This is a genomic window from Streptomyces sp. NRRL WC-3605 (assembly GCF_001509795.1).
Classification (GTDB): domain Bacteria; phylum Actinomycetota; class Actinomycetes; order Streptomycetales; family Streptomycetaceae; genus Streptomyces; species Streptomyces viridochromogenes.
The window spans coordinates 47,374-60,166 of sequence record NZ_LLZN01000052.1 but is presented as its reverse complement, the minus strand read 5'-3'; the positions used below and the strand labels follow the sequence as shown (position 1 = coordinate 60,166).

15 protein-coding genes are annotated in these 12,793 nt (G+C 73.7%); 7 read left to right on the top strand and 8 right to left on the bottom strand.

The annotated features are described in order from the left end of the window. Positions 1 to 31: 31 nt before the first annotated feature. Positions 32 to 1,144: a sensor histidine kinase gene (locus ADL34_RS15415; RefSeq protein WP_062668600.1), complete on the bottom strand. Its 1,113-nt coding sequence runs from the start codon at positions 1,142 to 1,144 to the stop codon at positions 32 to 34. 1 nt (position 1,145) lies between these two features. Beyond that, positions 1,146 to 1,874, bottom strand: coding sequence for a response regulator (locus ADL34_RS15410; protein WP_062668599.1), 729 nt, complete (start codon positions 1,872 to 1,874; stop codon positions 1,146 to 1,148). A gap of 104 nt (positions 1,875 to 1,978) precedes the next feature. Between ADL34_RS15410 and ADL34_RS15405 the strand changes: the two genes are divergently transcribed. The 6 genes from ADL34_RS15405 to ADL34_RS15380 all read left to right on the top strand — a co-directional run bounded on the left by ADL34_RS15405 (position 1,979) and on the right by ADL34_RS15380 (position 6,604). After that, a complete protein-coding gene (locus ADL34_RS15405) occupies positions 1,979 to 2,716 on the top strand; it encodes a glycosyltransferase family 2 protein (protein ID WP_062668598.1) in 738 nt (245 codons plus the stop codon). Further along, complete coding sequence (locus ADL34_RS15400) at positions 2,713 to 3,324, top strand: TIGR04282 family arsenosugar biosynthesis glycosyltransferase (protein WP_062668597.1); 612 nt, start codon at positions 2,713 to 2,715, stop codon at positions 3,322 to 3,324. Before ADL34_RS15405 ends, ADL34_RS15400 begins: the two co-directional genes overlap by 4 nt. Further along, on the top strand, positions 3,321 to 4,040 hold the full coding sequence (locus tag ADL34_RS15395; RefSeq protein ID WP_062668596.1) for a class I SAM-dependent methyltransferase: 720 nt from the start codon (positions 3,321 to 3,323) through the stop codon (positions 4,038 to 4,040). The genes ADL34_RS15400 and ADL34_RS15395 overlap by 4 nt, the downstream gene beginning before the upstream one ends. 76 nt (positions 4,041 to 4,116) lie before the next feature. Beyond that, the gene (locus tag ADL34_RS15390) at positions 4,117 to 5,256 is read left to right on the top strand and encodes an ABC transporter ATP-binding protein (protein WP_199835577.1); all 1,140 of its coding nucleotides are present in this window, start codon (positions 4,117 to 4,119) and stop codon (positions 5,254 to 5,256) included. Further along, on the top strand, positions 5,253 to 5,939 hold the full coding sequence (locus ADL34_RS15385) for an ABC transporter permease (protein WP_062668594.1): 687 nt from the start codon (positions 5,253 to 5,255) through the stop codon (positions 5,937 to 5,939). The genes ADL34_RS15390 and ADL34_RS15385 overlap by 4 nt, the downstream gene beginning before the upstream one ends. Next, positions 5,936 to 6,604, top strand: a complete 669-nt coding sequence (locus tag ADL34_RS15380; protein ID WP_062668593.1) for an ABC transporter permease — start codon at positions 5,936 to 5,938, stop codon at positions 6,602 to 6,604. The genes ADL34_RS15385 and ADL34_RS15380 overlap by 4 nt, the downstream gene beginning before the upstream one ends. Positions 6,605 to 6,637: 33 nt before the next feature. Here ADL34_RS15380 and ADL34_RS15375 read toward each other — a convergent pair whose 3' ends face one another. Genes ADL34_RS15375 through ADL34_RS15360 form a run of 4 tightly spaced genes read right to left on the bottom strand, consistent with a single transcriptional unit; the run spans position 6,638 to position 10,670 of the window. Beyond that, a complete protein-coding gene (locus ADL34_RS15375; RefSeq protein ID WP_062668592.1) occupies positions 6,638 to 7,240 on the bottom strand; it encodes a GTP-binding protein in 603 nt (200 codons plus the stop codon). Then, positions 7,227 to 7,652: a DUF742 domain-containing protein gene (locus tag ADL34_RS15370; protein ID WP_062668591.1), complete on the bottom strand. Its 426-nt coding sequence runs from the start codon at positions 7,650 to 7,652 to the stop codon at positions 7,227 to 7,229. Before ADL34_RS15370 ends, ADL34_RS15375 begins: the two co-directional genes overlap by 14 nt. A 25-nt stretch (positions 7,653 to 7,677) precedes the next feature. Beyond that, the gene (locus ADL34_RS15365) at positions 7,678 to 8,160 is read right to left on the bottom strand and encodes a roadblock/LC7 domain-containing protein (protein ID WP_062668590.1); all 483 of its coding nucleotides are present in this window, start codon (positions 8,158 to 8,160) and stop codon (positions 7,678 to 7,680) included. Then, positions 8,157 to 10,670, bottom strand: a complete 2,514-nt coding sequence (locus ADL34_RS15360) for an ATP-binding protein (RefSeq protein WP_420714259.1) — start codon at positions 10,668 to 10,670, stop codon at positions 8,157 to 8,159. Before ADL34_RS15360 ends, ADL34_RS15365 begins: the two co-directional genes overlap by 4 nt. 305 nt (positions 10,671 to 10,975) lie before the next feature. Between ADL34_RS15360 and ADL34_RS15355 the strand changes: the two genes are divergently transcribed. Continuing rightward, positions 10,976 to 11,932, top strand: a complete 957-nt coding sequence (locus ADL34_RS15355) for an ABC transporter substrate-binding protein (protein ID WP_062668588.1) — start codon at positions 10,976 to 10,978, stop codon at positions 11,930 to 11,932. A 73-nt stretch (positions 11,933 to 12,005) separates the two neighbouring features. Here the strand turns inward: ADL34_RS15355 and ADL34_RS15350 are convergent, their stop codons facing one another. Both ADL34_RS15350 and ADL34_RS15345 read right to left on the bottom strand, forming a co-directional pair. Then, on the bottom strand, positions 12,006 to 12,365 hold the full coding sequence (locus ADL34_RS15350; RefSeq protein ID WP_062668587.1) for a DUF742 domain-containing protein: 360 nt from the start codon (positions 12,363 to 12,365) through the stop codon (positions 12,006 to 12,008). A 1-nt stretch (position 12,366) separates the two neighbouring features. Continuing rightward, positions 12,367 to 12,786 carry a roadblock/LC7 domain-containing protein gene (locus tag ADL34_RS15345; RefSeq protein WP_062668586.1) on the bottom strand — a complete coding sequence of 140 codons (420 nt, stop codon included), beginning with the start codon at positions 12,784 to 12,786 and terminating at the stop codon, positions 12,367 to 12,369. Positions 12,787 to 12,793: the final 7 nt, after the last annotated feature.

Below are 12,793 nucleotides of genomic sequence, written 5' to 3'. Positions count from 1 at the left end.
CGCCCCCACCGGCCGGTGGTGCTGCACGCGTTCAGGAAGCGGCGGCGGGCAGCACCACCTCGAAGCGGCAGCCGCCGGGGACGTTCCGTACGGTCGCCCGGCCCTCGTGCGCCTCGACGATGCCCCGCACGATGGCGAGTCCGAGCCCGGCGCCCGCCGGGGGCGTCCGGGCGTGCGTCCCGCGCCAGCCCGTGTCGAAGACGCGCGGCAGATCCTCGTCCGGGATGCCGCCGCAGCCGTCGGTCACGGACAGCACCACGCCGTCGCGGGAGCGTTCGGCGGTGACCGCGACCGTGCCGTCCGCCGGGGTCCGGCGGATGGCGTTGACCAGCAGATTGCCCAGCACCCGGCTCATCTCCCGGCCGTCCACCCGCACCGGCAGCGCCTCCACCCGGCCGCCGACGAGCCGTACGCCGTGCTCCCTGGCCAGCGCGTCCGCGCCCGAGATCGCGTCGCCCACCAGGTCGTACAGGGACATCCGGGCGAACGACAGCTTCAGCGTGCCGGCGTGGATCCGGGACAGCTCGAACAGGTCGCCGACCATGCCGTCGAGGCGTTCGACCTCCATCCGGATCTGCTTCAGATAGCGGTCCGGGTCGGTGGCCACGCCGTCCTCCAGGGCCTCCGCCATCGCGCGCAGCCCCGCCAGCGGGGTGCGCAGGTCGTGGGAGATCCAGGCGACCAGTTCGCGCCGCGAGGACTCCAGCGCGCGCTCGCGCTCCCGGGACTCCGCGAGCCGGACGCTGGTCGCCTCCAGCTCCCGGCTCAGCGCGGCGAGTTCGGCCGTGGCGGGCCCGTCCGGGGAGGTGAACGCCCCGCCGTCGCCGAAGGAGCGGGCGGCGAGCGCCAGGGCGTGGCTGCGGGCGGCGACCCAGCGGCCCAGCAGCAGTGCGGTCGCCAGGGAGACGACCGCGGCCATCGCCACGACGGTCGTGACGACGCTCAGGTCGTGCCCGGACAGGAACATCGCCTGCGCCACGGCGAGCGTGCCCGCCAGCATGGCGGTGACGCCGACGCCCGCGACGACGGCGAGGTGCGTGATCAGCGAGCGCCGCCTGATCAGCAGCAGCACGCAGGCGCCCAGGACGCCCGCCGCCGCGGCGCCCAGGAACGCGAACAGGGCGATGAGCAGGGTGTCGCGCACGTCAGCCCTCCTCGGCGGGGGCGGCGCCGTCGGTGTCGAAGCGGTAGCCGACGCCCCACACCGTCTGGATCAGCCGCGGCCGTCCCGGGTCGTCCTCGACCTTGCCGCGCAGCCGGCGCACATGGACGGTGACCGTCGACAGGTCGCCGAAGTCCCAGCCCCACACCTCGCGCATGAGGTCCTCACGGCTGAACACCCTGCCGCGATGGCGCAGGAAGAACGTCAGCAGGTCGAACTCTCGTATCGTCAGCGCGAGTTCGGCCCCGTTCTTGGTCGCGCGGCGGGCCGCCGGGTCCACCGACAGGCCCGCGGCGCCCAGGACGCCGGACGGCTGCGCGGGGCGGGCGCGCCGCAGCACGGACCCGACGCGCAGCACGAGTTCGCGAGGGCTGAACGGCTTGGTGACGTAGTCGTCCGCCCCGACCTCCAGGCCGAGGATGCGGTCGTCCTCGTCGCCGCGCGCGGTCAGCATGATCACCGGCACCGGCCCCTGCCCGCGCATCCGGCGGCACACCTCGAGGCCGTCCATGCCGGGGAGCATCAGATCGAGGACGACGAGGTCCGGGCGGCGCGCGGCGGCCGCCGCGAGGGCGGCGGGCCCGTCGCCCGCCCGGTCCACCACGTACCCGGCGCGGTCCAGGTACCCGGAGACGATCTCTGCCACGGTCGGATCGTCGTCCACGACGAGGACCCGCGCCCCGGCCCCGCCGCTCGGCTCTTGCTGCTTCATGCGGCCAGCCTCGCACCCTCCGCGCGCGCGGAGCGCCGCCCGGACCGCGACGTCCGCGTTCCGTAAGGAGCCGCAGTCCGAAATGTCAGGTTCGCGCTCGTAGGGTGAAAGCCGTGACGATCTCCTCACCCCGAGCCACCCCCGCGGACCCGGCACCCGTCGACATCGTGCTGCCCTGCCTCGACGAGGCCGAGGCGCTGCCCTGGGTCCTGGAACGCGTCCCGCCCGGCTGGCGGGCGCTCGTCGTGGACAACGGCTCCACCGACGGCTCCGCGGAACTCGCGGCCCGCCTCGGCGCCACCGTCGTGCGCGAGACGCGGCGCGGCTTCGGCGCCGCCTGCCACGCGGGCCTGACCGCCGCCACCGCCGGCATCGTCTGCTTCTGCGACTGCGACGCCTCCCTCGACCCCGGCGACCTGGTGCCGTTCGTCGAACGCGTCGCGGCCGGCGAGGCCGACCTGGTCCTCGGCCGCCGCCGACCCGAGCGGCGGGGTGCCTGGCCGCCGCACGCCCGCGCCGCCAACCTCGCCCTCACCCGGCTGCTGCGCCGCCGCACCGGGCTGCGGCTGCGCGACCTCGGCCCGCTGCGCGCCGCCCGCCGCGAGGAACTGCTCGCCCTTGACCTGACCGACCGGCGCAGCGGCTACCCCCTGCAGATGGTGGTCCGGGCCGCCGACGCCGGCTGGCGCGTCACCGAGGACGACGTGCCCTACCGGCCCCGCGCCGGCGCCTCCAAGGTCACCGGGACCTGGCGCGGCACCTGGCACGCGGTCCGCGACATGAGCCGCGTGCTGGCCGAGGAACCCGCCGCACCCGGCGTCCGGGAAGGGGCCCGCCCGTGACGACCCTCCTCGTCATCGCCAAGGAACCGCGCCCCGGCCGGGTCAAGACCCGGCTCACCCCGCCCTACACCCCCGAAGAGGCCGCCGCGCTCGCCGAAGCCGCCCTCGCGGACACCCTGGACACCGTCGCCCGCACCCCCGCCCGGCGCCGCGTCCTCGTCCTCGACGGCACGCCCGGCCCCTGGCTGCCGCCCGGCTTCGACGTCGTCCCGCAGGGCACGGGCGGCCTCGACGAACGGCTCGCCGCCGCGTTCGCCGCCTGCGACGGCCCGGCCCTGCTCATCGGCATGGACACCCCGCAGGTCACCCCCGAGCTGCTCACCGTCGACTGGGCGGACTGCGACGCGTACTTCGGCCGCGCACGCGACGGCGGGTTCTGGGCGCTGGGCCTGGCCGAACCCGACCCGGGCCGGCTGCGGGGCGTCCCCATGTCGCAGTCGTACACGGGCGCCGCCCAGCGCGCCCGGCTCGCCGGACTGCGGGTGCGGGACCTGCCCAGCCTGCGGGACGTCGACACCGCGCACGACGCCGGCCTGGTCGCCGCCGCGGCCCCCGGCGGACGGTTCGCCAGGGCCCTGGCCCGCCTCGCCCCGGCGGCCCGCCGATGAGCGGGCTCAAGGCGGCGGCGGCCCCCGCGGACCCGGTCGCCTCCTGGTCCGCCGACCCGTACGCACGCGCTCTCGGCCGCGGACGCGGCCCCCTCTTCCTGCGGCGGGCCGACGGCTGGCTGCTGCCGCTGGACGTGGAACGCTGGTGCGCCGACGCCGACGCGGTGGACCGCGAGGTGCTGCGGCGCTGCGAGGGCGCGGTGCTCGACGTCGGCTGCGGCCCCGGACGGCTCGTCGCCGCCCTGGCCCGGCAGGGCCGTACGGTCCTCGGCATCGACGTCAGCGACGCCGCCGTCGCCCGCACCGCGCGGCTCGGCGGTCCCGCGCTGCACCGCTCCGTCTTCGATCCGCTGCCCGGCGAGGGTCGTTGGGGCACCGCCCTGCTCCTCGACGGCAACATCGGCATCGGCGGCGACCCGGTGGCCCTGCTGGAGCGCCTCGCCCGGCTCGTGCGCCCCGGAGGGCTGTTGCTCGCCGAGACCGTGCCCCACCTCGATCTCGACGAGCGCGTCCAGGTCCACGTCACCGACGCGCGGGGTGCCGAGGGCCCCCTCTTCCCCTGGGCCCGCCTCGGCACGCCCGCCCTGCTCCGGCACGGCGCGCGGGCCGGATGGAGCCCCGCCGGACAGTGGACGGTGGACGGCCGGGCCTTCGCCGCGCTGCGCGTCCACGCGATACCGGACCAGCGCAAAGGTGCCGCAACACAAGACGTCTAGACTCGGGCCCCATCGGCCCGGGCCCCGTGGGTCACACGCGGGCGAAACCTGCCAGACCCGAAGGGTATTCGGCGTTTTGATACGGATAGATTCAGTCACCAAGCGATACCCGGACGGCACGGTGGCGGTCGACCGGCTGTCGCTGGAGATACCCGACCGTTCGATCACCGTCCTCGTGGGACCGTCGGGCTGCGGCAAGACGACCACGCTGCGGATGATCAACCGGATGGTCGAGCCCAGCGAGGGCACCATCCTCCTCGATGGCGTGGACATCCAGCAGCAGCCGGTCAACACCCTGCGCCGGTCGATGGGTTACGTCATCCAGAACGCGGGCCTCTTCCAGCACCGCACGATCCTCGACAACATCGCGACCGTGCCCCGCCTGCTCGGCTGGGGCAAGGAGAAGTCCCGCGCCCGGGCCCGGGAGCTGATGGAACGCGTCGGCCTCGACGGCTCCCTCGCCAAGCGCTACCCGTACCAGCTCTCCGGCGGCCAGCAACAGCGCGTCGGCGTCGCCCGCGCCCTCGCCGCCGACCCGCCGGTACTGCTGATGGACGAGCCGTTCTCGGCCGTCGACCCCGTGGTGCGCAAGGGACTCCAGGACGAACTCCTGCGCATCCAGGAGGAGCTGGGCAAGACCATCGTCTTCGTCACCCACGACATCGACGAGGCCGTCAAACTCGGCACCATGGTCGCCGTGATGCGCACCGGCGGTCACCTGGCCCAGTTCGCCCCGCCCGCCGAACTGCTCACCGACCCCGCCGACGCGTTCGTCGAGGACTTCCTCGGCGCCGACCGCGGCATCCGCCGGCTGTCCTTCTTCTCCTCGGCCGGCCTCGACCTGCTCATCGGGCCGATCGTGGCCGTCGACGCCTCGGCCGAGCAGATCGCCGCAGCCGGCCGCGCGGGCGCGCCCTACCTCCTCGTCGTCGACACCGACGGCCGCCCCGTCGGCTGGGGCGACCCCGCCGAACTCGCCGCCGGGGCGATCGACACCGACGGACTCCTGTCGCACGGACGGCCGTTCACCGCGGGCGGCGACTCCCTGCGGGCCGCCCTGGACTGCGCGGTGCTCTCGCCGACCGGCTGGGCCGTCGCCGTGGACGGCGAGGGACGGGCCACCGGGGTCGTCTCGCAGACGTCCATCGGCGAGGCGATCCGCGGCGCGCACGCCGGCCGCGCCACCGCCGGCACGGCCCAGAAGGTCGCCCCGTGAACGACCTCTTCGACATGCCGAGCTACCTGGAGCACAGCTTCCTCGGCCTCGTGGGGCTGCATCTGCGCGAGGCGCTCGTGCCGGTGCTGGCCGGGCTCGTCCTGGCGCTGCCGCTCGCCCAGTTGTGCGTCCGGTTCCGCTGGCTGTACCCGCCCGTGCTGTGGGTGACGACCGTGCTCTACGCCATCCCGTCGCTGGCGTTCTTCGTCGTCCTCATCGACTACACCGGGCTGAGCGAGCTGACGGTGATGATCCCGCTGGCCGTCTACAGCCTGGTCGTGCTCGTCCCGGCCATCGTGGACGGGGTGCGCTCGGTCCCGCAGGAGACGCTGGCCGCGGCAACCGCCATGGGCCTGGGCCCCGTACGCCGCTACCTCCAGGTGCAGTTGCCCATCGCCGCGCCCGCCATCCTCGCCGGACTGCGGGTCGCGGCCGTCTCCAGCATCTCCCTCGTCAGCGTCGGCATGCTCATCGGCAACGAGGGCGCCCTCGGCAACATGCTCGACGCCGGACTGAAGTACAACCAGCCCCGGCTGGTCTGGCTGTCCGTGATCTCCACCGCCGTCCTCGCCATCCTCGTGGACGCCCTGCTGATCGTCCTGCGGGTGTGGGTGACGCCCTGGATGCCGCGCGGCGCCGGCCGGGGCACACGGCCCGTCCTCGCGAAGGGAGCCGCCCGGTGAACATCCTGAACTACGCCGACGCGTTCTTCGGCGACAGCGCCCACTGGCAGGACTACGACGGCATCCCGGTCCGGCTCGGCGAGCACGTCCAGTACACGCTGATGGCCCTCGGCATCGCCGCCGCCATCGGACTCCCCGTCGGACTGCTCACCGGCCACACCGGGCGCGGCGGCAACGTGCTCGCCCTCATCGCCACGTCCGGCCGCGCGCTGCCCAGCTTCGGCCTGATGGTGCTCATGTTCATCCTCCTGGGCCTCGGCATGGCGCCGGTGATGATCCCGCTGGTGGTGCTCGCCGTCCCGCCCATCCTGGTCACCACCAACGAGGCGATGCGGTCCCTGGACCCGGCGCCCGTGGACGCGGCGCGCGGCATGGGCATGGGCGAGGCGCAGGTGCTGTTCCGGGTCGAACTGCCCACGGCGCTCCCGCTGATCCTCAGCGGGCTGCGCTCCGCCGCCATCCAGATCGTCTCGACGGCCACGATCGCCGCGTACGTCAGCTTCGGGGGCCTCGGCCGCTACATCGTCGACGGCCTCTACCAGCGGGACTACGAGAAGGTGGTGGGCGGCGCCACGCTGGTGGCCGGGCTCGCGGTGGCCACCTTGCTGGTGTTCTGGGCGGTGGCCCGGCTCGCCGTCTCCCGGGGCGTCCGCAGGCCGGGCTAGCCCCACGGCGGGCCGCCCGGCGGCGGCCCGCCGTCAGCCCTCCGTGCGCGCCAGGGCCAGTTCCAGGACGACGAGCAGGGCGTCCCGCACCGAGCCGGTCTCCCGGGCGTCGAACACGACGACGGGGACGCCCTCGCTGACGTCGAGCGCCCAGCGGACCTCGTCCAGGGTGTGCTCGACCCGGCCGTCGAAGGCGTTGACGGCGACCGCGAAGGGGATGCCCTTGTGCTCGAAGTAGTCGACGGCGGCGAAGCAGTCGTCCAGGCGCCGGGTGTCGACGATGACGAGGGCGCCGACCGCGCCCTCGACCAGGTCGTCCCACATGAACCCGAACCGCTCCTGCCCGGGCGTGCCGAACAGGTACAGCTTCAGGGTCGGGTCGATGGTGATGCAGCCGAAGTCCATGGCGACCGTCGTCGTGGACTTCTGCGGGGTGTGCGTGAGGTCGTCGACGCCCGCCGCGACCTCCGTGATGGCCGCCTCCGTGGTCAGCGGCTCGATCTCGGATATCGCCCCCACGGCGGTGGTCTTGCCCACGCCGAAGCCGCCCGCGATCACCATCTTGACCGGCAGCGGCGGCCGTGCCGTCGCCGACGTTCCGGCCGTGGCGCCGGCGGCCGTTTCAGTCGCTGTCACTGAGGACCCCTCGTGCGTCGGGGATGGCGCGCAGGCCCTCGATGACCCTGCGCAGGACGGAGGCGTCGTGGACGACGCCGGAGTCGGGCACGTGCACCGTCAGCCGGCCCTCGTCGCGCAGGTCCTCGGCGAGGACCCGCACCACGTTCAGATGCAGCCGCAGCCGTGCCGCGATCTCCGCGAGGGACTGCGGCAGCCGGCACACGGCGACGATGTCGCGCCGCTCGAAGGCGAGCCGGTCGAGCCCGTCCAAGCCCTCGGCGGTGGCCACCACCTGGGTCTCCACGGGCATCGCCCGGTCGCCCGTGGTGTCCGCGACCCGGCCGGCGGTGAGCAGGAACGGCCGCACGGCGGACGCCTGCCCGACCGGTTCCGGGCCGCTCGGCTCCGGCGGTGGGATGTCGTCCGCCATGGGGTGTCCGCTCCTTCCGGCCCGGTCAGCGGGCGGAGGCCGCACCGACGCTGTTCTTCAGCTCCAGGACGAGCTGCGGGCTCAGGGCGGCTCCGGCCCGGTTCGCGAACACCGTCATCTCGTAGGCGATGTTGCCGAGCTTGGCCTCCTTGTCGGTGACCACGCCGAGGACGGCGCCGCTGCCGATCGCCGAGACCAGCACATGGCCGCCGTCCAGGTCGATGATGACCTTGTTGAGCGCCCCGAGACCATAGTTGCCGGACGCGCCCGCGGCCAGGCTCGTGATCCCCGAGACGATCGCCGCGAGCCGCTCGGAGTCGGCCTGCTGCCGCAGCTCCGACACCGCGATGAGCAGCCCGTCCGAGGAGACGGCGATGGCGTCCACGACACCCGCCGTCTCGGTCGCGAAGCGATTCAGCAACCAGGTGAAGTCGGCCGCGGCGGCCGCCAGTTCGGCTGACGAGGCATCCGTGCCTCCTGCCGGGGTGCCACCTGTCGACGTGCTCACTGCTCCGCTCCTTCCGGGGGGTCGTTCTGGTCCTGGGCTGGGGGGTTCTGGGCCGGGACCGGGACGGCCCCGCTCTCGCGGTGCGCGCGCTCCACGGCGGCCTCGAACGCGTCGAGTTCGTCGCGTACGGCGTCGGCGTCGACGACCCGGGGCCGGTCCGGCACGACGGCCGCCCGGTCGTCGCCCGCCGCGCCCTTGCGCAGGGTCGCGCCCCGGACCCGCCGCCGCAGCGGGCGGGCGGAGGACGGGGCGCCGGGACCGGCCGGGGCCTCTCCGGAGCGGGGTGCGGGCACGACGGGGCCCGGGCTCGCGCCGGTCCGGGTCGCGCCGTCGGCGGGGTCCCGGTCGCCGGCGCGGGCGTGGTCGGCGGGTTCCGCCGGGTCCGCGGGGCGCTTGGAGCGCCGGGGGAGGGGGTCGAGTCCGTCGGGGTCCACCGGTACGGCGTCCCCGCGTACGGGCGGCGCGGGCACCGGGCCGGTGGTGGCGGCGCCCGACGGCCCGGGGGCGGGCCGCGCGGTGCCGGCCAGGGCCGACAGGGCCGGGGTGGACGTCGTCGCCGTCGTGCTGCCGGTCACCAGGCGGGCCGAGGGGATCGTCACCTCGGCCGTGACACCGCCGCCCGGGGTGCGGGACAGGACGACGCCGATCTTCCAGCGGCGCGCGAGCGTGCCGACCACGAACAGGCCGAGCACCTTCGTCGGGACGAGGTCGAGCCGTTCGCGGCGGATCAGGCGGGCGTTCTCCTCCGCCAGGCGCTCGGCGCTCATGCCCAGGCCGTGGTCGCTGACCACGATGACCGCGTCGTCGCCGTCCGTCGCCACCGTCACCTCGACGGGGCTGTCGGCCGGCGAGAACGACACGGCGTTCTCCAGGAGTTCTGCCACCATCAGCGTGAGGTCGCCGATGACCTCCGGCTCCAGGACCGCTTCGGACCGCGCCCGCAGCTCCACCCGCTGGAAGCCCTCGATCTGGCCGAGCGCCGCGCGTACGACGTTGGTGAGCGAGGTGGGACCGGCGTCCAGGGCGGCCTCGTGGATGCCGGCCAACAGCATCAGGCTGTCGGCGTTGCGCCGCAGGCGGACCGCGATGTGGTCGATGGAGTAGAGGCGTTCGAGCAGCGCGGGATCGGTCTCGCCGCGCTCCACCGCGTCGATCAGGGTGAGCTGACGAGACGTCAGGTTGCTGACGCGGCGGCCGACGTTGCCGAACATCTCGGCGACGTTGCGCCGGCTGAGCACCTGCCGCTCCAGCAGCGCGGCCGCGGTGGTCTGCACGTCGTTGAAGGTCTCGGCGAGCTCGCCGATCTCGTCGCGCGCGGTGACCGGCATCCCCCGCAGCCGGGGCGGCCCCTCGTCCTCGGCGTCGTCGTCCGCGACCCGCGCCAGCTCGCGCCGGGCCACGTCGGCGACCTGCCGCGCGGCACCGGTGAGCGCGACCACCGGCCGCACCACGGAACGCCGTACGAGCACGGCGAGGACCAGCCACAGCGCGAAGCCCAGCAGCGCGGCGCCGAGGAGCAGCAGCGCTCGCCACGCGGCCGTCTCGGACGCGTCCTCGGCCCCGTCGGCGATCTGGTCGATCAGCGAGGTCGTGATCGACAGCCGGGTCCTCGCCTGGTCGCGGTAGGAGTCGTAGGAGTCGAGGGCGCGGTCGAGCGACTCGCGGACCTCGGCGGGGGAGCCGGCCTGCGCCGCGCCCGGGTCGATCTGCAGCTCGGCGAACTCCCGGCTGATGACGGACTGCGCGGGGGTGTACCGGATCCCGGCGAACGTGTCGGCCTGGGCCTCGGTGGCGAAGCGGGTGAACCGCTCGGCCTGGTGCGTGAACTCGTCGTAGGCGCCGATCGCGCCGATGACCTCGATGAGCGCGTTGGAGTCGCCGGTCGACGCGGAGAAGACGGCCGTCTCGAACTCGCTGTGCGCGGCGGCCGACCGCAGCAGTGAGTCCAGCAGGTTGCCGGTGAACGTGGTGGCGAGCTCGGGGTTGCGGTCCAGGGCCAGGCCGTCGATCAGCTGGCCGGAGGCGTCGGTGTACGCCGGGTCGATGTTGCTGGCCGGCAGGTATCCGTCCTCGACGGTGTCCCGCAGCCCGGCGAGGCCCTCGACGTTCTTCAGGGCCTGGGCCTCGGTCTCCGGCAGCCGTTCGCCGAACGCCTCACGCACCCGCCCGACCTGGGTGTCCACCCGGTCCTGCGCGGCGCGGTAGGCGGACGCCGAGGGCTCGCCGCCGCCCGCCGCCTCGTGCCGTACGGAGAGCAGCACGGCCTGCTGGTGCTCGGCGGCCAGCCTGTCGACGAGTTTCGCGACCTCGACGCTCTCGCGGACCAGCCGGGCGGCGTTCGACGCCTCGCGCGACTGCCCGGTCTGTTCGGCGATGAGGTAGGCCAGCAGGGCCGCGACGACCGTCAGCGGCACGCCCACCAGGAGGTTCAGCTTGTGCCGGAAGGGCCAGCGGTCGGGGTGACCGCGCATCCGGCGGGGGCGGGGTCCGCCTGCCTCGCTCGTGGACACCGGGATTCCTCCTTCGTGGGCGCCGCACCGGGTGCGCACGCCTCACGTGACCGCTGTTGCTGACTTCCGATCGGTTCTGTGCGGGACAGTACCGTCCCTTCGGTGCTGTGACCGGAACTGTACGTCAAGATTCCGTTACACGACCTGAGCGCCCCGATCGTCCGGCCTTCACAACCCTGACAACTCCCTGACACATTGCGAATTTTGAGTCCGATCGGTGACCTGGCAGCCCTTGACTGACCGAGAACCCGCTGGATTGGATCAGTGGAAAAGCTCTCCCAACCCCACGGACCGGAACGGGAATCGTGACTTTCACCGCCCTGCGCAGCAGCTCCCTCAGGAACCATCCCGGCGCGGCCGCCCTCGCGCTCGCGGCCGCCGCGGCGCTGCTGACGGGATGTTCCTCCTCCGACGACAAGTCCGACCCCCTCGCCGAGGACAAGCCGAGCGGCGACACCGTCGTCGTCGGCTCGAACAACTTCGCCGAGAGCGTCCTGATCGCCGACCTCTACGGCGAGGCCCTCAAGGCCAAGGGCATCAAGGTCAGTTACAAGCCCAACATCGGCAGCCGCGAGACCACCTACGGCCTGCTCAAGAACGGCTCCGTCACGGTCCTGCCGGAGTACAACGGCTCGCTGCTCGCCTACCTCGACCCGAAGGCGCCGCAGGAGTCCGCCGAGGCCGTCAACACCGCGGTCAAGAGCAAGCTGGACGCCAAGCTCACCCTGCTGGAGTCCTCCCCGGCCGAGGACAAGGACTCCGTCAGCGTCAACGCCGAGACGGCGAAGAAGTACGACCTGACCGCCGACTCCACCCTCGCGGACCTCAAGGAGGCGGCGCCGCAGCTGCTGATCGGCGGCTCGCCCGAGTTCCAGACCCGCCACCAGGGACTGAAGGGCCTGGAGGCCGAGTACGGCCTGAAGTTCAAGTCCTTCAAGGCCCTGGACGCGGGTGGCCCGCTGACCCAGGCGGCCCTGACGAAGAACACCGTGCAGGCCGCGGACATCTTCACCACGGACCCCACCATCACCAAGGAGGGCTTCGTCGTCCTCAAGGACCCGAAGAACCTCTTCGGGTTCGCCAACGTGACCCCGCTCGTGTACAAGAGCGGTCTGTCCGAGGAGGGCGTCGCGGCGCTCAACGCCGTCTCCGCCAAGCTGGACACCAAGACGCTCCTCGACCTGGACTCCCAGGTCCAGCTGGAGAACAAGGACCCGCTCGACGTGGCCAAGGCCTGGCTGAAGTCGGCCGGCCTGGCCTGACGACACCCCCGGCGCGCCGGTGACGGGCGGGAGCCCTCACCGGCGCGTCCGCGTGTCCGGGCCGCCCGCGCCCTCAGAGCCGGTCGAGGCCGTCCCGCACCTTCTTCAGCAGCCCCGGTCCGGCCGTGCCCGGCGTCACCGGCCGCGGACGGTGCACGGTGATCAGTCCGGCCTCCAGCAGATCGCACAGCATGATCGCGACGACGCTCACCGGCAGGTCCAGCCGGGCCGCGAGCTCCGCGACGGCGACCGGGCGGGCGCAGCGCCGGAGGATGCGCACCTGCTCGGGCTGCGGGCGCGGCGCCCGCTCCGGCGGCGGGTCGACCGCCGTCACCCGTGTGATCAGGGTGAAGTCGCCACGGCTGGGCCGGGTCCGGCCGCCCGTGAGGGTGAAGGGACGTACCAGCCGGCCCGCCGTATGGTCTGGGCCCACCTCACGCACCCGGGCCGACGTGGGCCCTCGGTGCCGCCGACAGATGCTCACCGATCTTCTTCACCAGCATGTTCATCTGGTACGCCACCACCCCGACGTCGGCGCCCTGGTTGGTCAGGACGACCAGATGGGCGCCCGGTCCCGCCGTGGTCAGGATGAGATAGCTCTGGGCCATCTCGATCAGCGCCTGGCGCACCGGACCGCCCCGGAAGTCCATGCTGACGCCCTTGCTCAGACTCATCAGGCCGGACGCGGTCGCCGCCAGCCGCTCGGCGTCGTCGCGCAGGAAGCCCGTCGACTTGCTCACCACCAGCCCGTCCTCGGAGAGCACGACGGCGTGGTTGACGCCGGCGACCCGCTCGACGAGTCCGGTGAGCAACTGGTCGAGCTGGGTGTCGGTGGCGGGGGAGGGGCGTGTCATGGCGGAG